Annotated in this window: 10 protein-coding genes; 8 read left to right on the top strand and 2 right to left on the bottom strand. The window is 43.4% G+C overall.

Annotation, left to right across the window (positions count from 1 at the left end; translation table 11 throughout):
* Positions 1–134: 134 nt before the first annotated feature.
* Positions 135–533: a MerC domain-containing protein gene (locus A7985_RS01580; RefSeq protein WP_081310388.1), complete on the bottom strand. Its 399-nt coding sequence runs from the start codon at positions 531–533 to the stop codon at positions 135–137.
* A 362-nt stretch (positions 534–895) separates the two neighbouring features.
* Between A7985_RS01580 and A7985_RS01575 the strand changes: the two genes are divergently transcribed.
* The 6 genes from A7985_RS01575 (at position 896) to vioE (ending at position 10,434) form a co-directional block, all read left to right on the top strand.
* Complete coding sequence (locus A7985_RS01575; protein WP_065788688.1) at positions 896–2,281, top strand: MATE family efflux transporter; 1,386 nt, start codon at positions 896–898, stop codon at positions 2,279–2,281.
* A gap of 736 nt (positions 2,282–3,017) precedes the next feature.
* Positions 3,018–4,316: an FAD-dependent oxidoreductase gene (locus A7985_RS01570; RefSeq protein WP_065788687.1), complete on the top strand. Its 1,299-nt coding sequence runs from the start codon at positions 3,018–3,020 to the stop codon at positions 4,314–4,316.
* A 53-nt stretch (positions 4,317–4,369) separates the two neighbouring features.
* The gene (gene vioB, locus A7985_RS01565; RefSeq protein WP_065788686.1) at positions 4,370–7,405 is read left to right on the top strand and encodes an iminophenyl-pyruvate dimer synthase VioB; all 3,036 of its coding nucleotides are present in this window, start codon (positions 4,370–4,372) and stop codon (positions 7,403–7,405) included.
* A 2-nt stretch (positions 7,406–7,407) separates the two neighbouring features.
* The gene (locus A7985_RS01560) at positions 7,408–8,697 is read left to right on the top strand and encodes an FAD-dependent oxidoreductase (protein WP_065788685.1); all 1,290 of its coding nucleotides are present in this window, start codon (positions 7,408–7,410) and stop codon (positions 8,695–8,697) included.
* Positions 8,697–9,833 carry a tryptophan hydroxylase gene (locus A7985_RS01555; RefSeq protein ID WP_065788684.1) on the top strand — a complete coding sequence of 379 codons (1,137 nt, stop codon included), beginning with the start codon at positions 8,697–8,699 and terminating at the stop codon, positions 9,831–9,833. The genes A7985_RS01560 and A7985_RS01555 overlap by 1 nt, the downstream gene beginning before the upstream one ends.
* 1 nt (position 9,834) lies before the next feature.
* The gene (vioE, locus tag A7985_RS01550; protein ID WP_081310469.1) at positions 9,835–10,434 is read left to right on the top strand and encodes a violacein biosynthesis enzyme VioE; all 600 of its coding nucleotides are present in this window, start codon (positions 9,835–9,837) and stop codon (positions 10,432–10,434) included.
* 84 nt (positions 10,435–10,518) lie between these two features.
* Here vioE and trpS read toward each other — a convergent pair whose 3' ends face one another.
* Positions 10,519–11,517 (bottom strand): tryptophan--tRNA ligase, encoded by a 999-nt coding sequence (gene trpS / locus A7985_RS01545; protein WP_081310387.1) that lies wholly within the window; start codon positions 11,515–11,517, stop codon positions 10,519–10,521.
* A gap of 556 nt (positions 11,518–12,073) precedes the next feature.
* On the opposite strand from trpS, the gene A7985_RS01540 reads away from it, so the two are divergent.
* Together A7985_RS01540 and A7985_RS01535 are read left to right on the top strand one after the other, a co-directional pair.
* Entirely contained in the window at positions 12,074–17,503 is a 5,430-nt protein-coding gene (locus A7985_RS01540; protein WP_065788682.1) for a glutamate synthase-related protein, read from the top strand.
* Positions 17,504–17,513: 10 nt separating this feature from the next.
* A complete protein-coding gene (locus A7985_RS01535) occupies positions 17,514–19,304 on the top strand; it encodes a diflavin oxidoreductase (protein WP_256096631.1) in 1,791 nt (596 codons plus the stop codon).
* The last annotated feature ends 33 nt before the right edge of the window (positions 19,305–19,337 follow it).

The raw sequence follows: 19,337 nt of genomic DNA, 5'->3' as shown, positions 1-19,337 counted from the left end.
CAAAGCATATCGTTGATGCTCTGAGCTTAGTACATACTAAGCAAACCAACCACTTATCACTGAGGCGGGAGTAAACATTAAAGTCTTAAGCGGGAAAACTTGAGGGGTAGTGGAAGTCTGGGTTGCTCCTCGAATTAAGAGGAACAACACTTTACGGCTTTACATTCTTTTATGTTCTTTATATGTGTAAAAGCGACAATCACACTCCCGATGATGGTCAAAACCGTTTCTCCATAATCATGGTGTAAGTCGTGTCCAAATATTGCCGCTACCGTTAGTACCGCCAATCCTGTAATTCCAAACGAAAAAATATGCCATTTATTATGCGTTTTACATCCTGATAGTAACGCCAAGACACTTGTAAGTAGTACGCCTGCTAGCAGCAACTGATGAAACGCTTCTTCTTGCAAAAAGCTCGCAGATAAGAACGGTAAAGCCACAAATAAAATAGGTAACACAATACAATGAATTAAACACATGGTGGCTAAGCCAATAGATACTTTGTCTCCAACAAGCTGAATTTGACTACGCAATTTAAATCTCCCCAAACTCAAAAGATATAATATAACATAATAAATACGCGTAAATAATTAAAAGTTTAGTGCTTTGTTTCATGCCTTTGAGCATCACATTAAACCTCGAATAGGTTGTTCCCCACCAACTCTATGCATACTGCAAATCAACAAAAATTAATAAAAAAGACATCATCAACACATTTTTTTATGAAATAAATTATAACCTTAGCAATTTAGCCTTGCGCCCTCCTAGATATAATGTGGTCAAATTAAAACCACAAAAAACACAATATTAAAAATTTAAAACACAAAATTAACCTTGAGAAACATTTTTTCAGTAAACTATCCGCAGCTTTAATATCAGAATACAAGGAATAAGCATGAGTACGACTACAGCAGAAATGAGCACAATCGAGGAGCAAGCAGATTCTCCCTTGCTCACCGGACCTATCTTTAAACAATTCTGCTTTTTAGCAATCCCAACAATTTTAGGTATGGTCATCAATGGACTATATACGTTTGTTGATGCGCTATTTATCTCTCAGGGAATTGGCGCGCAAGCAATGGGGGCTGTTTCAGCCGTTTTCCCGATACAAATGATACTCATCGCTATCAGTACAATGCTCGGCAGTGGCATGGCATCACTCGTATCCCGATATTTGGGCGCGAAACGACAGGCAGATGCCGATGAAGTATTTTCGGCTTCATTTATGTTAGCCATTATCAGCGCATTAGTACTGTGCACGCTCACCTACTTGAATCTTGACAGTATTTTTAGTTTGCTAGCTGTGCCAGAAACTTTGCAAGTTCAGGCGACCAGCTACATAACGCCCATTGTGCTATTTTGGGTAATTGGGTTTATCTGCAATCAAATTACTGAGGGCTTTCGAGCTTCAGGAAACCCTAAAGCCATGATGCAAGTACTCTCTACAGCCTCAATATTGAACATTTTATTAGATGCCCTCTTTATATTCGTATTTGAGTGGGGAGTTGCAGGTGCTGCTTGGGCAACAATCTGTGCTTTGAGTATCGCCTTAGTTATTGCAATTCAGCTGCAATCGAAAGGCGAAAGCGCTGTTAAATTCCAACGTCGTAGTTTACTGAGTCCACTCCAAGTTCATTTGAAAATGCTCAGCTTAGGGCTACCGGTCTTATTATCGCACGGTGGCTTCTCGGTGATCTTAGCCGCGACAGTTTATTCCATCTCAACGGTGTTTGCACAAAACTCCGAGCCACTCATCACGGCGCACGGAATTTTGGTACGTTGTTACATGTTTTTATTTCTACCAATTATAGGCATGATGGTAGCGCTGCAAACTTTAGCTGGCTTTAACTATGGCGCGGGTGAATTTGTTCGAGTTAAAAAAGCTTATCTGGTCGCATGTTTAATCAGTACTGTGTGGGGGCTAATTGTTACCTTTATACTGTGCTTGAACCCGCATTGGCTGATTGCTCTCTTTACCAGTGATACGTTAGTAACTGATTTAGGTAAAGAAATCGCTTTGGTGGCATTTGCAGGCTTTACCACTGCAGGATTCTGCATGATGTCCAGTGGATTGTTTCAAGGAATGGGGAAAGCAATCCCTGCAACCATGTTGGATGCCGCCCGCACTTATGTATTACTTTTACCTCTAATGGCAACTCTGCCAAAACTATATGGTTCGGACGCTTTATGGTGGTCTTTTCCCATTGCAGACGTCGCTGGTGGACTTTTCGCCCTTAGCTTTTCAATTTTCACACTCAACAGGATCATAAAAAAGAATTAGAAAAGCACGAAGTTATAAAAAATTCATCTTACTTTTTCCGTTGCAAATAAACAAATACCGAGTTACCTATTGTTTTCCTACTCTAGGTAACCGGTACAAACTCAGATCAAATTCTCGTTAAAAGTTCAATCTTTCACAAAGAAATTTTCTCATTTTAAAAGTCCCCTTTCAAAATCTTCATTTCCCTTAAAAAACGCACCATTTAATATCATTAGTTCTGCAATTTCATACTCTTAGTCAATAGTCTTAAAGAACTACCCCCTCTATGGTGTTTACTTTGTAACCTGACTTGTAATGCAATGAAATTACAGCTCCACATTTCCTACATATTTATCCCCAAATTGAAAACAAAAATTCATCGATTTATCACCTAGTCTGCATATTGATTTATCCCCGAAAATAAAATTAAGGCTAACTTTGCAATAGAGCAAATGCACAAATTGCAATAATAAAAACAATTAAAGATTTATTTCAGACCGAAAATATCATTATTTTAATAACATTTTACTGATCTTTGTTAATTATGAGGAACAACAGTGGTATCATTTAATAAAACGCATACCGCGGGTTTGAATTATCGTAATCGATTGATTTTAGGGAATACGAATTTAATTTCATCGTGAACCAGTGAATAAACCGGCTTAAAAGTGACATTTGATATTTAATTAATGTTAATTATTGATGAAGTTTCATTTAAAGCTATAAGTTTTTAGGAAAACTCAAGGAAATATGGAACATGGCGATTAGAGAAAACACTATCTCGATCATAGGTGCAGGAATATCAGGCATTATTTGCGCGCTTACATTAGCAAAATCAAAAGCATGCAAAAAAAGTTCAATCAAGGTTTATGAACACAAGAAACGAGTTGGTGGTCGAGCACATGCAGTTAAAGTCAATGATCACTTTGTAGACCTGGGTGCAGGCAGGTTTTCTTCCCAACTTCATCACAATGTCAAGGAGCAAGTAACGTCTTTAAACTTGCCATACGAAACATTCCCTTTTACACAACTAAAGCGCCCACAAGCATTGCATAAAAGTTTAAAGAGTATTTTAAAAAATTTGAAACCTCTGTGTGATGAGCACCCAAACGATTCATTTGAAGAGTTCCTTACTATTTATGTTGGCAGGCACCAAGCTAAGGAAATGATCAACGCATTGGGCTACGACTCTTTGTCTTTACCCAATATTTCACCGCACATTGCGTTTGATATCATAGAAAAGCACCCTGAAATACAAGGCTTTTCTGAAAACGCGGGGTACGAGTGGTTTAATTTAAAAGAAGGCTTTTCGGCGCTAACTGAAAAGTTATATGAAGAAGCTTTGGCACATGGTGTTGAGTTTTACTTTGACCACGAACTTGCAAGCATAGAAACTGGCAATAACGGCTCTGCACTCAAGTTAATCAAAGACGGCAAGCAAGAAGTCACTATCACCGAAGGTGAGATGATCCTAACTTTCCCACCTACGGCAATGAAGAAACTCAATTGTGGCTTCCCACAGGATTGGAGCGATTATACTTACGGTTCAATTCCGCTATTCAAAGGGTTTTTATTTTACGATGCGCCATGGTGGCAAGAGTTAGATCTTGCAGATCATGTTGTGATTACCAATAACCCGATGCGAAAACTGTATTTTAAGGACAATAGGTATGTATTTTTTTATACCGACAGTGATTACGCTAATTTTTGGCGTGATACAACCTTAAAAGGCGAAGCTCACTACCTCAGCACGGTAAAAACACTGATGGCGGAAGCACTACGTTGCCATGAAAGCCAACTACCCGACCCACACATTCATACATACAAACATTGGACCCATGGCGTAGAGTTCTCTCAAGAATGTTGCCCAAACCACCCTATGACGTTAGTACATAAAAAGTCTCGCATAATCTCTGCGAGTGATGCCTATACACCGCACTGTGGCTGGATGGAAGGCGGTATTATGGCTGGGCGAAGTGCAGCTGAAACACTATTGAAGCGACTGGAAACTGAGCAAGTTCAGGCACTCAAAAACGAAGAACTGGCACACGTTTAATTGTCATCTATACAGTACAGACTAAAGAAAAGTAACTAGGAAGTTTGAATTAAATGAGTATTCTCGATTTTCCCCGAGTTCATTTTAAAGGCATTGCACGGGTTAACGTCCCAACGGCAAATCGCAATATCAATAACACCTTAGATATTGCGACCAATACGGCAATAAAAGACGGACAACCCTATGATGTGGCCCAACCACCTGCTCATTTCCACGAGTACTTAATGGATATCGGGCCAAAATTTAATGCACAAGGACGAGTAGATGAATCTGGACCGTTTAACCTCGCCGCTGGATACAATATGCGGGGAAACAACCATTTTAGCTGGGAAAATACACTGATCACCAGTGTACAGTTGAAGCCGGGAGAATATATTACCAATGATAAACTCGTTGGTCACAAGCTGTCTCTTTGGGGGCACTATAACGAATACTTAAGGACTTCTTTTAACCGTGCTAGATGGGTAGACAGCGATCCCACGCGCAGAGACTCCGCATTGATATACGCAGGTCAATTAACAATTACAGACCCAAAAGCGTCGGCAAATACAACACACGTATTATCATCTGACATAGATTGCACTCACGGAGTGCGATGGATGAATAAAAGCTATATCGCACAGCCCATTTCTCACTTTTTATACGAAGAAATGAGCGAAGCTAGACTATTCCAATTTTCAATTAGAAAAGATAGCGAAGCGTTTTTATTCAATCAATTAGGGTTGGATTCAGAATTTTTGGCTGCGCTGCAAAGTGCATTAGATGATCCAAAGGTCTTAGGCTTAACCGTGCAGTACTGTGTGAGTAATTTATCTCCTCCAGTTGCGCCAAATATGCCCGTGTTTTGTGATTTGCATGGCACCATTGGTTTATGGCGTGAAGAAGACATGATGACTTCACCCACTGGCCGCATCTTAAGGCCTGAAAATAGCGAGCAGTATGCACCCATTGCGGTTTCAATCGGTCAGGACTGGTTAAGCATTAATGCAGCGATAGGCTTGCCACATGATAGCTATCAAGAAAGCCTGCCAGTCAAAAATGGCATGCCACCAAAGCTAAGTAGTAAAGTGAACTTAGGTAATCTCTACCTAAAATCAAGCAATGGACAAATCATCGCGACAATCAGCGTAGACGACTATCAAGATAACCTGCTGAACTCTGGCGTTATTGATATTCCGCTCCAACAATTTGATGAACAATTTCATCAGCAGTCTCTCAGACTATGCTCAGAAGAGCACACCTGGTACGAAAGTGACTGGCACATTCAAGCCGAACAACATATTTTTTCGATGGAAAGCCCTAACCATATTCAGGGTGAAAAAAGTACAAAATCAGTAGCCATTCGCAGTTACTATCAAGGCAAGCCAATGTCGATTGGCAAGCTTGCATCCCATGTTAGAGATGCACAAACCCTGTCTTGTGACCAGTTTATTACCACAGATACAGACGGCAAAGGCACAGTCAATATAGAGAGTCTAAAAGCTGGAAGTACCGAATTATTTTTAGGCGAGTATCACAACGCGATTTTAGTGCGCGTTTTGCCTGACGATTGGGCGCTCATGGATACACCAACAGAGCAAGTCGACTACGACTTTTTGTATAAGCATGTTATGGCTTACTACGAGCTGTTTTATCCGTTTATGACCGAAGCCGTGTTTAGCATGGCCGACAAATGCAAATGTGAAACCTATGCAAGACTGATGTGGCAAATGTGTGACCCGCGCAATCGTGACAAAAGCTACTACATGCCTAGTACCCGTGAAATGCCAGAGGCCCATGCTCAACTCTTTTTAAAATACCTTTGCAATGTTGAGCAGTCTGCAATGCCAAAAGTCTTACCTCCTCAAAAGCCTCAGTTTAAAGCTAAGGGGAACATTAAAAATAAAGCACAATTAATAGACGCGCTGCGGGATGCTGTCGATCTTGAACTTTCAATCATGCTTCAATATTTATACAGTGCCTACTCGCTGCCAAACTATGGCGTTGGAGAGCACTTCGTCAAAGCAGGAAGGTGGCAACAAGCACAACTTGAGCTGGTCAATGGCGGTGCCGACAGGCGCAGAAACAGCGGTTGGCGAGGGGCACTATTAGAGATAGCCCATGAAGAAATGATCCACTACTTAGTCGTCAATAACTTGCTTATGGCACTGGGTGAGCCTTTTTATCCAGGAAGACCGGTGTTAGGTGAAGAGGCAAAAGATAAGTTCGGCTTAGATACCGAGTTCTCTTTTGAACCTTTTTCTGAGCATGTCGTTGCTAAATTTGTGCGCTTTGAGTGGCCAGCTTTCTTTCCAACTGTCGGCAAGTCTATTGCGGACTTTTATAACGATATCACTGTCGCGATTGGCGAGTTACCAGATTTATTCTCAGCAGAAAAAGTTAATTTAGGTGGTGAACACCATTTATTCTTAAACGAAATTATTAATAGAGAGTATCCGGGTTATCAATTTGAAGTCTATGACAGAGAGACAGCAATTTTTGCCATCAATTTTGTAACAGAGCAAGGTGAAGGGGTTTCTGCCGACTCACCCCAATTTGAAGTCAGTCACTTTAATCGACTGCGCTCCATTTCAAAAGCACTGACACACAGCGATATTCCGTTTGAGCCGGCGTACCCTGTGTTAAAAAATCCAGTGTTCGAATCACGTCAGGGCTGTAACCTCGTGACAGATCCAGAAGCGGTGGAATTAATGGCCTTTTACAAAGGCTGTCACGAATTAATGTTTCAGTTGATGATGCAACATTTTGCTATCAAGCCTCTGGGTAGCATGCGTCGCTCACGCTTGATGAATGGTGCAATTGACCTGATGACGGGGATTTTAAGACCTTTATCAGTACAGTTGATGACCCTCCCCTCTGGCGAATTAGGACGAAACGCGGGTCCCCCTGTCCCCGAGGCAATTTCAGCGGAAGTTTTCGACAATTTAGAACAAGGATGCATGGCCATTTCAAGGCAATGCAAAGATTTGGTAAGCATGGCTAAAAGTATGGTCTCGGCCACGCCACCACAAACACAAATTGAGTTATTAGAGTTTTTTCAAAATCAGATGCAAGAAATCGCAACTGGCAAACTTTCAAGGGAAGCGTAAATATGAAGAAAATAATTGTCATTGGCGGCGGTCTAGCCGGTGGCTTAACAGCCATTTACTTAGCAAAACGTGGATATGATGTTCACATTATAGAAAAACGCGGTAACCCTTTGCTAAGCCAAGCAGACTACATTGACCAAGTCAGCTCGCGCGCAATTGGCGTTAGTATGACAGTGAGAGGTATTGAGGCGGTTGTCGCTGCTGGCATTCCACTGGCTGAATTACAAGAATGCGGTGTAGAAGTCTCAGGCATGTCATTCTTTGTAAAAGGTGAACCTAAAACGCGTGAACTTCCACCACTTGATAAGCTAAAACCGTTATCACTGAGCCGCAGCGCATTTCAGGTGTTACTCAACAAGTATGCTGAACTAGCAGGCGTTCACTATCACTACGACCAACGCTGTATTGAAGTAGATCTGGATGATTGCAGCTTAATGACCAAAGACAGTGAAGGTAATTTTACTACGCACAAAGGTGATTTGCTTATTGGCGCAGATGGCGCACGTTCTTGCTTGCGCGAAGCAATGCAAGCAAACTGCAGACGCTTTGAATTTCACCAATCTTTTTTCAAACATGGCTACAAAACGCTCGTTGTACCAGACGCATCAAAAGTTGGCCTAAGAAAAGATTTACTGTACTTCTTTGGCATGGACTCAGAAGGTCAATTTGCCGGACGTGCAGCAACCATTCCAGATGGCAGCATCAGCTTTGCGGTTTGTTTACCATACACTGGGCAAGTGAGCTTACACAGTGATGATAGAACAGCCATGAAGGCGTTTTTTGACCAGTACTACCCAATGGTGCCAGAAGATATCCGCCATGATATGTTTGAGCAATTTATGATTAAGCCGAGTAACGACTTGATCAATGTCCGTTCTTCAACTTTCCATTATAAAAACACGGCATTGTTAATAGGTGATTCCGCACACGCCACCGCACCTTTCCTCGGACAAGGTATGAATATGGCACTCGAAGACTCCTTTGTGCTTGATCAACTCTTCGGTCAATACGGAGATGACTTCGAAAAGATTTTAAGTGAGTTTACTGAACAACGTAAAAAAGAAGCCGACGCGATGCAAGACATGGCCAGAGCAAACTACGAAGTACTCAGTTGTTCAGACCCAATTTTCTTCATGCGTGCACGCTTTGCACGTTATATGAATCAAAAATTCCCAGACCATTACCCGCCGGATATGGCTGAAAAATTATACTTCACTTCAATGCGTTACAGTGAGTTACGAGACGAGCAAGAAAAGCAAAATGTTTGGTACAAAATAGGGAGAATGAATTAATGAAGATTTTAGTGATTGGCGCTGGCCCTTCTGGCCTGATGTTTGCGAGTGAAACAAAAAGATTGAAGCCTGATTGGGATATCAAAATCATTGAGAAAAACCACCCCGATGATAACGTCGTTGGTTGGGGGGTTGTATTACCTGGACGTGCCCCACACCATCCAGCGAATCCTCTGTCGTATCTTGCTAATTATGAAACTTTAGATGCGCAGTACCTTGAAGATTTTAAACTCACTCACCACAACCAGAGTGCCATGAAAAGCACGGGTGTCACATTATGCGGTGCAGAACGAAAATCAATGGTCAGAGAATTACGCCAAATGTGTATTGGTTTGGGTATTAACATTGAGTTTGAACAGCCAGTTTTAACAGATGCAGAGTTGGCGTCTAATGACTACGACTTAGTGGTTGTGTCAAATGGGCTTAATCACACAACAACCTATTATCGTGACGCATTGAAGCCAAAGGTAGAGTTCGGTAAAAACCGCTATATGTGGTACGGCACTACCAAAACTTTTGATGCCATGAACCTTATCTTTAAAGCACATTCAAAAGGTGTTTTTGTTGCACACTCTTATAAATATTCCAGCAAAATGAGTACCTTTGTTGTTGAATGTAGCGAAGAGACATATAAAAAGTCTGGCTTAGATGAAATGACGACAGAAGATGCAGAACGCTTTATTGCTTCGGTATTTGAAGATGAGCTAGATGGTAAAGCTGTGATTGCACAAGAAGGTCTGAAATGGCGTAACTTTATGACGTTGAGCCATGAGAAAGCTTACGATGGCAATGTGGCACTCTTAGGTGATGCACTCCAGTCCGGTCACTTTTCCATCGGCCACGGCACGACAATGGCTGTTGTAGGCGCACAAATATTAGTAAAAGCGGTCTACGATAACCCAGACAATGTTACTGCAGCACTTGAAGACTTTAATCAACATGTCATGCCTGTAATGCAACTGTTTGATCAACATGCCACTGTGAGCCGCTTATGGTTTGAGTCAGTAGAGGATAGAATGCATCTATCCACAGGTGAAGTTGCGCAAGGGTTTGCTGAACGACGTGGTCAACTCCCTCCACTGCCAGCCGCACTGGGCCAAGCATTGGAAAGAGCTTTAGACCGTGGAGAAAAGTAACGTGGAACTAAACAAGCAAATGACTCCACCCAAATTGCCACAGCAATGGAGCAGTAGTTACATTTCTTACTGGTCACCTATGCAACCTGAAGAACACATAACATCAGGCTATTGCTGGTTTGATTACAGTAAAAGCGTATGTCGTATCGATGGGTTATTTAACCCATGGAGCGAGGAAAAAACAGGCCATAGATTGTGGATGTCAGAAATTATGTACCCTGGTACTAATGAGTCATTTAAAGCAAAAGTGGCCTACTCTCGTGAACACATGAACAAACAAAGCGAGTTCAAAGGTGAAGTACTGAATGATGAAGTCGACCCATGTCATGAGCTAATTTTAATGCAAGATGTATTGCAAACGTGCAATGCTGAGCATCAAGGCACTTGCGATGTACTGGGATTTGAGGCTGATATTTGGCACTTCCAGAGACCAAATGGCAAAGGTCCGGCTACCTATTATTTAAAAGTGGGTACCAATGAGCTGCTTAGAATGGTTACCGGTGACCCTCAGGTCATGGCATCTGTGAGAGATTTTCCTAACTTCAATACTAGAGAAATCGATGCAGATATCTTCAAGCATGAACCCTTGAAGCAAGCATAAAATACCAAGTAACATTGGGAATGAGGCGTGCCGGCCACAATTTTAATTTATTGTGGTCGGTCACATAACACGGTAACTCCCCTTTCAAAGTACATTTAATCCAAACGCATCTTTTACTCGATTGAGCACTTGTTGAGACTGCTGATCCGCTCTCTCTGTACCTGCTTTTAATATTTCACGTAGTTGTGTAGGGTCTGATAGAAAGGTTTCACGTCTAGCCCGTATTGGCGTAATTAGGTTCACCAAACAATCTGCCAAAATCCCCTTTAATTTGCTGTCACCTAATCCACCTCGACGATAATGCGCTTTAAGCGTTGCTACATACTCTTTGTCATCATGAAAAGCATCTAAATATGTAAAAACCACATTCCCTTCAACTTGGCCTGGATCGTCCACCCGGATGTGATTTGGGTCCGTGTACATCGCCCGTACAGCCTTAACGATTTCATCATCACTGCTACCAAAGGTAATGACGTTACCCAGCGACTTTGACATCTTAGCTTTGCCATCTACGCCAGGTAACCTTGAAACCTCACTCAGGAGTGGCTTTGCTTCTACTAGTACTTGCTGTTTAGCTACGCTATTGAGCTTACGTACAATTTCGTTTGTTAGTTCAAGCATGGGAAGTTGATCTTCACCAACAGGCACTAAGGTTGCGTCAAAGGCGGTGATATCAGCAGCTTGGCTGATAGGATAGTTTAGGAAGCCCGCGGGAATTGACGTGCCGAAGTCTTTGCTTGCGATCTCAGCTTTTACCGTCGGATTGCGCTCTAACCGTGACACACTCACAAGGTTTGCATAATACATACTTAGCTCAGCCAATGCGGGTAATGCCGACTGTAAGCAGATGGTTGTTTCTTCTGGATTGATCCCGACAGCAAGATAGTCAGCCATCACATTGTATATGTTATCAGCAACTTTCTGAGGGTTGTGGCCGTTATCGGTCAACCCCTGCATATCAGCGATTAGAATGGTTTGATCATGTTGGGATTGCAACGAAATACGGTGCTTTAAAGAGCCTACATAATGGCCTAAATGCAAAGGTCCTGTTGGTCTGTCACCGGTAAGAATGGTATGTTTCATGTCTGTCTCCTTATTTTGTTTGCTACCGAAAGAGACAGTGTTCATGTCAACTATTACCTTTCGGCAGCAGTTGAACACGTGTATTCAAGCGCCGCTCTAATAAGAGCGCCACCAAGAAATTGTGATGTGTCGTAAGTTTGATAAAATATTCATAACAAACAAAAGCTAACACAGTCGATTTGGCACATCAAGTCTAATTTCCCAGTTAATACGATCGTATGATGATTGATAGGTACAAAGTGAAAAAATTGAAAGATTGCCACCACACAGCCCCGACAAAATACAAATTCAATTGAATGAAAAATATTCATAAACATACCAAACAGTCAACACCAAACAAAAAACCACATTTAAAACAATGAATTAAATATTAAGCATTGCAACCTCCCCATGTCTAAAAAGCATAAACAACTCAATATTATTGAATACAAATATTTATCATTTGCATATAAATTCACAAAAATATACTTTGAAAGGCCTGCTTAAAAAATGTGTAGCGCACTGTGCACGCTTAAAATCACAGTGAGCACACCCGTTTTACTGAATTGGGTACACTATGAAACGATATTTATTCGATAGAGACCTAGATAAGTCTAGCTGTGGTGTTGGCTTTATAACCCACAAGCAGAGCTTACCAACTCATCAATTGATTAAACACGCACATCAAGCACTGTGTAGAATTCCGCATAGAGGCGGAATGAATGCTGAAGGAATTGGCGATGGTGCTGGTGTAAATATTGATTTATCTCTCACATTTTTTAGAAAAGTGACCGAAAGGCCAAACTTAACGTTAGGAGCGTTTGGCGTCGCAAATTTTTTTCTGCCTAATGATCAAGCCAGTAATGAATTGGCCCTGTCACTCATATTGGAGAAATTAGCGACATATGAACTATCGGTTATAAAAGTTCGCACTGTAAAAACCAACCCAAAAGCGGTCAATTCAGCCAGCCAAAAAGCGCAATTGACAATTAAGCAAATCGTCTTTTTGCGCCCTAGTCACATAGCAGATCAAACTGTCTTTGAGTCGCTTATCCATGAAGCGCTTGAAGAGATTGAAATGCACGCATTTACTGAGCCTCAGTATGCGGGCTTATATCCTTTGTCGATGAGCTCCAGAACTCAAGTACTCAAAGGACGATTAAATAGCTGGGAAGTTATCCCCTACTTTGCCGATCTCAGTGCTCCCGAGCAGCAAATTCACACGCTTTTTTTTCATACTCGATTTTCGACCAACACTGCACCCAACCCCATGTTTGCGCAGCCCTTCAGACGCATGGCTCACAATGGTGAACTTAATACCGACCGCAAAAATAGGCTAAGTGAAAATGCCATCGCGAAATATAAAAATAAACGCTTGATATTCCCTCAAGGCCAGTCTGATTCTGCACGATTAGACCAAACACTTGCCCGCCGTGTGATCGAAGATCAAATGCCAATTGATGTCGCAGCCTTAGCAATGATGCCTCCCGCGTGGGAAAACGACCACGGGCTCCCTGCCTCAGTGAAATCAATGCTGGAGTACTTCTCTCTCTATGAGGAAAAAAACGACGGGCCAGCTGCTTTTATATTCGGCGATGGCGTCAAAGTCGGTGCAAGGCTCGACAGGCTCGGTTTAAGACCGCTCAGAAGTGTAGAAACGCATGACTACTTGGCTGTAATGAGTGAAGCGGGCCAAATTGACTTTGATCCGTCAGATATCATTCGACGCGGCCGTATTGAAGCCGGTGGCATGATTGTATTTGACCATGCCTCAAAGCAAATAAAATATACCCAACAAATTTTAGAAGAGCTTGCCAAGCAAAAAGACTACGCCGAATTGCTTCGTCAAGCGCGAATTAAACTCGCGGAACTACCGCAGGTTTCACTGACGGACGTTGCCAAGAATCCACATTTAAGCATTACAGCCCAACATGTTGCCTTTAGCATGAACCAAGAAAGCTTCAAGTTCATGCTAGACCCTATGTTGCAAGACGGTTCAGAAAAGATTTCCGCAATGGGTTATGGCTTAGCGCCAAATGTGCTTACCAAAGAAGAAGGCGGTGTATCGCGATACTTCAGCCAGCGCTTTGCGCAGGTAACTAACCCCCCGCTTGATAGCATTAGAGAGGCCGACGGCATGACACTTAGGGTTGCACTGGGGCCAAAGCCCAATATCTGCCCGACAAGCCATCGCCAAATCGTACTCGATTCACCTATTTTGCAGCCCCATGATTTAGCGAAGATCACAAATCAATCTGCACTTAGAGTTGAAGTCTTACCCATGCTGTTTCATATTGACATTACGCAAACAGATCATCAGCCTCAACTTTTAGATGCCATCAAAACACTGGCCGCTCGTGCGGAGGAATTAGTGAACTCTGGCTGTGACGTGATCATTTTGAGCGATCAAAATGTGACCCACCAGCAAGGGGCTATTCCCGCGCTGCTTGCGATTGCAGCGATTAACCAAAAACTCATATCTGAAGGGCTGAGATTTAATACCAGCCTAATATGTCACACAGGACAAGCCGCAAGTACCCATGATATAGCCTGCTTGCTTGGGTTTGGTGCATCCGCCGTTTGCCCTATTACTGTGCACAATCGTGCTATTGAATTGTTCCAGAATGACAATGATATTTTAAACGGCCTAGCGAGGTATCAAAAAGCGGTAGAAAAAGCGTTGATGAAAACGATGGGGAAATTTGGTCTTTGTACTGTAGAAAGTTACATCGGAGGAGAATTTTTCGAAGCTAACTTCATCGACACCCAAGACCCATTGCTAAAAGCCATATTTCCAAATATTCACTCACCAGTGGGCGGCGCAAGATTCAAAGACCTTGCACAGAGCGCCATCAATTGGCACAAAAAAGTATTCGACGTGCAGGCAGAAGACCAGATTCCAGTACTGGGTCTATTTAAAGAGCGGGCACAAGGTGCCGGTCATAGCTTTGGTACCACCGCAGTGCGCGAATACATTAATATGACTCAGGAGCGCATACAATATGTCGACGAATCGCAACTCGAGTCTCATGATACCGGGGTTATTTTGCCACAAGACAATGGCTACAAAGACCTCGGTTTCGAAGCAAGGACACCAGAGCAAATTGCGCAGTTTAGAGTGACACAAGCCTATCGAGCGTTCAGTAAAAACTTAATGCATGAGCGCCACCATAGACCCGCAGCGCTTCGCGACGTATTGGCGCTGCCTTTGGATTTCTCGCAATTGCAAAGCGCTAAAGAATTTGTTGATGCCCTGTCTTTTATTGACGCCTCTGGTTCATACAATGTCCATATTAGAGGCTTAATGGTCGAGGCGATTTCACAGCAAAAGTGGCTGTTATGTCATACGTCAAAGTCCGATGATGTTCACCAGCAATTAGCATTGGCGCTAAATACACTGTATGAAGCTGAAGTGTACGAAATAGTCCCGGCTTTGGACAAAATTCTCATTGAAACCAGAACCAACTCAACCTTGGATACATTGTGCGCCAAGCTCTGCACAGCACGGAATTCGATCCCATTAGAACAAGTTCAGCCCGCGCACGAAATCACCGCCACTTTTGCTTCCGGCGCAATGAGTCATGGCGCATTAGTCGAAAAAGCCCATGAGGCCGTCGCGCAAGGAACGAATATTGCTGGCGCAATGAGTAACTCAGGCGAAGGTGGCGAAAACTCGCGTCGCTATAACACAGTCAAAGCCAGTAAGATTAAACAGTTTGCGTCCGGTCGATTTGGCGTTTGGACTGGCTATTTAGCTGATCCCGCGTTACAAGAGATAGAAATAAAAATAGGCCAAGGAGCGAAACCCGGAGAAGGCGGCCAGCTGCCAGCACCCAAAGTGAATGTCGTTATTGCCGCAGCACGTGGCGGCACACCCGGCGTTGAGCTCGTATCCCCTCCTCCACACCATGACACCTACTCAATAGAAGACTTAGGTCAGCTGATTCACGATGCCAAAGCCGCAAGGGTCCGCGTCATCGTGAAATTGGTATCATCGGAGGGTATCGGCACTATCGCTGTGGGTGTCGCAAAAGCTGGGGCCGATGTTATTAACGTGGCGGGTAATACAGGGGGAACTGGCGCAGCGCAAGTGACCAGCCTCAAACATACCGGACGCGCAGCAGATATCGGTATCGCTGAAGTGCACCAAGCGCTGAGTGAAAACGGTCTTCGAGACAAAATTACACTGCGCTGCTCGAATGCCCACCAAACGGGCAGTGACGTCATTAAGTCAGCCATGCTCGGTGGCGATTCATTTGAGTTCGGTACTACAGCGTTGATGATGCTCAAATGTGTGATGGCTAAAAACTGCAACTTGAAATGCCCCGCAGGACTGACCACCAACCCAGAGGTATACAGTGGTGACCCAAGAGCGCTTGCCCAATACTTTATGAATGTAGCGCATGAAGTACGTGAGTTCTTAGCGAGTATTGGTTTTACGTCATTACGTGACATTCGCGGACGTTCAGATTTACTGCACCTCGTATCTCACCCGGCCATGGTTGGAAAACTAGACATGACGGCAATGCTGCGCCCTGTTGAGTACGTCAAAATAGCAAACCCAGTCTATCTTGAAGCCAATTTTGCGCCGGACGATGCTTGGCTAAAAGAACTCAATACACACTTATTTTCTAGCACTAGCACAAGCTTTGAATCAAAGGCGCTGACGCTCGACAATTGTAATAAAACCGTTGGCGGTCAATTAGCAATCGATATTGAACGTAAGCTAAATTACCAGCTAAATGAAACGCAAATTGCTGAGCACCCGGCCATTATGAGGTTAGACAATGGTCGCGTCGTGCTCAAACCAAATAGTGTAAAAATCAATACTTGTGGCTCTGCCGGTCAAAGTTATGGCGCATTTATCAACTCTGGCATGGTATTACACCATCAGGGCACGTGTAATGACGGGGTAGGAAAAGGAGCAAGTGGCGGAAAAATTGTCATCGCCAGCGAAGGGAATCCACTCGCCGAGGACGTACTTATAGGTAATTTCGCACTCTTTGGCGCGACTGGCGGTCAACTATATGTGAATGGTCAAGCGGGTGATAGATTTGGAGTAAGAAACTCCGGTGCAGTGGCTGTGATTGAAGGCGTTGGTGATTTTTGCTGTGAATATATGACCAATGGTTCCATTATTAACCTTGGAGACTATGGCAAAGGATTTGGTAATGGTATGAGCGGTGGTACAGCCTATCAATATGATCCGTCTGGCAATATCGCGCAATTATGCTCAAAGGACTCCGTAACGGCAATACAAATAGCGCAACCAGATGCACTTTGCCAAGGTCAAGAATTGGCACTACTTCAGCATTTACAAAGTCACATAGACGCAACCCAATCAGCTTTGGCTACTCACTTGCTGAATAATTGGCAGCAATCTAGGCAGCACTTTTATGTGCTTATTCCTAATGCGCTATACCAATATCACTGCGCAGAAAACATTGCTGAGCAACTTGACAGGCGCGCCATGTTAGAGGAGCTGGCCGTAGATTGGGGGCACAAATCCCTAAACAGTATTCAACAAGCCTACAAAGCGTATCAACACACAAACCTTTGCTTGTTTGATGGTCAACTCCCTGATTACGGAGATAGAGACTCATCGTTAATTTATCAATACATTGTTCATGCAGGCATACTCCACCGAGGAGAGCAGGTTGCATTTAAGCAGCAATCTCAAGGGTTTAGTGAGGTAAGCGCGCAATACTTGTTTGATACCTTAGATCATAAATTGGGGGATGCCCTAGCAAAGGATGCCAAAGAAGCACTTGCAAGCTACGACGACACCGCGCTCAGCTGTTTAGTCGCACAAAAACGTATTCAGGACTACAAAGATGCCTTGTCACTGCGAGAAGTTTGGGATACCGATGCGCTTGGTACCAGCGTTTGGATCTTACACCGAGATATGCAGGCTAGAAATGCGCTCACACAATACCGCGACCTTGATGAATTACTTGCAACGCACTACTGCCATGTGCTGTCAGAAGCTGTTAGAGCGGCTGTATAAATAGGAGAATATGATGGAACACTTAAAAAGTAACAAGAAAGTCCCTTTTTTACCGCAAGACATTCCTTTTAACGATGACCAAAGACAGTGGTTGGGTGGCTTTTTAGCGGGTTTACATACGAGGTTGTTAGTCAAAGAAGAGCATGTCACAACGGTCAACACTGCCTCTTCGCAGGTAAAGCCTTTGACCATTATTTATGGCTCACAAACTGGCAATGCGGAAAGTGTTGCAGAAGAAGCCGCGGAAATTGCTAAAAACCATGGATTGACAGCCCATGTTCAAGATATGGACGACGTCGAATTAGACCAACTAAGCAAAGTTGAACGTTTACTTGTCATCACCAGTACCTATGGCGAGGGTGAAATGCCAGATAATGCACAAGCGCTCTGGGACGATATTTCAGCAGAAGATGCACCGAGGTTTGATAATACTTATTTTTCGGTATTGGCACTGGGAGATACCAACTACGATGATTTTTGCCTCGCGGGCATTGAGTGGGACGAGCGTTTAGAGGCGCTCGGCGCGACGCGCGTTGCAAACAGAGTAGATTGTGACGTTGCGTATGAGTCACCTGCACAAGAATGGATTGCAGAAACGCTACCGACCATTGCTCAAAAAGGCAGTCAGGGTGGCAGTGAAGTGATACCTGCCCCATCGATTGCTCCCAAGAAAGTGAAGCCTAAGTACAATCGAGATAATCCGTTTGAAGCAGAGTTGGTACGCAAATACACATTGAATAACCCTAACTCCGGAAAAGAAACCTGCCACTATGAACTTTCCTTGTTAGATTCTGGAGAATCATACGAAGCGGGTGACGCCATTAATTTGCTTCCTTGCAATCGCCCCGACTTAGTCGAAGAGCTAATAAGCTTGCTTGGCGCAAGAAAAGAGCAACATGAGCAGTACGATGGACACACTCAAGAGCTGCAAAAAATCTTTACCGAAGATCTAGAAATACGCATTCCCAGCAAGGAGTTCATCATAGAAGTTGCAACTCGCAGTGGCGATCAAACGTTTATTGCCAAGCTTAATGAAGGAACACAAGCGCTCAATGAATTCGTTTGGGGCCTAGATTGTGTGGACCTGTTAAGCCGTTATGCCCCTAACGCTTTTACAGCCAGCGACTTTATTCGCCTTGCGAAACCTTTGGCACCGCGTGCTTACTCTATTTCTTCCAGTATTAAACAACATACCAATGAAGTGCACCTAACTATCGCAAGTGTGAGATATCATCAGGCTGATCGTGCACATAACGGCGTTTGTTCAACTTTCTTGGCAGACCTCTGCGAACCCGGAAGTAAAATAAAGTGCTACTTTGCCCCAAACAAACATTTTAGCGTACCACAAGACTCAACGGCACCCATTATTATGATTGGACCAGGCACCGGTATAGCGCCTTTTAGAGGGTTTTTAGAAGAGCGCTTAGCCACCAAAGCAAGTGGCGACAATTGGCTGTTTTTCGGCGACAGAACAAAGGAAAATGACTTTTTATACCAACAAGAGCTTGAGCAAATGCAAGAAAGTGGCTTGCTGACTCATTTAGATTTGGCATTTTCTCGCGACCAAGAGCAAAAAATCTATGTACAAGATAAAATGCAAGCGCAGGGTGAGCGCTTATTTTCTTGGCTAGAACGCGGTGCATACTTATATGTCTGTGGTGACGCCTTTAAAATGGCCAAAGACGTAGACAAAGCATTGCATAACATAATTGCTCAGCATGGCGGTTTAAACGAGGCAGAATCTCAAGAATATGTCGCGAATCTTAAAAAACAAAAACGCTATGTGCGGGATGTGTACTAACGTTAAGTGCCAAGCAGGTTAGCCCTGTTTGGC

This window comes from Pseudoalteromonas luteoviolacea, from assembly GCF_001696455.1.
GTDB classification, from domain to species: domain Bacteria; phylum Pseudomonadota; class Gammaproteobacteria; order Enterobacterales; family Alteromonadaceae; genus Pseudoalteromonas; species Pseudoalteromonas luteoviolacea_C.
This window is presented reverse-complemented; position numbering and strand designations above follow the sequence as displayed.

Bases quoted from the DNA above. Each gene is read 5' to 3' on its own strand.
- A7985_RS01575 (WP_065788688.1), top strand. From the start codon at position 896: ATGAGTACGACTACAGCAGAAATGAGCACAATCGAGGAGCAAGCAGAT.
- A7985_RS01570 (WP_065788687.1), top strand. From the start codon at position 3,018: ATGGCGATTAGAGAAAACACTATCTCGATCATAGGTGCAGGAATATCA.
- vioB (WP_065788686.1), top strand. From the start codon at position 4,370: ATGAGTATTCTCGATTTTCCCCGAGTTCATTTTAAAGGCATTGCACGG.
- A7985_RS01560 (WP_065788685.1), top strand. From the start codon at position 7,408: ATGAAGAAAATAATTGTCATTGGCGGCGGTCTAGCCGGTGGCTTAACA.
- A7985_RS01555 (WP_065788684.1), top strand. From the start codon at position 8,697: ATGAAGATTTTAGTGATTGGCGCTGGCCCTTCTGGCCTGATGTTTGCG.
- trpS (WP_081310387.1), bottom strand. From the start codon at position 11,517: ATGAAACATACCATTCTTACCGGTGACAGACCAACAGGACCTTTGCAT.
- A7985_RS01540 (WP_065788682.1), top strand. From the start codon at position 12,074: ATGAAACGATATTTATTCGATAGAGACCTAGATAAGTCTAGCTGTGGT.
- A7985_RS01535 (WP_256096631.1), top strand. From the start codon at position 17,514: ATGATGGAACACTTAAAAAGTAACAAGAAAGTCCCTTTTTTACCGCAA.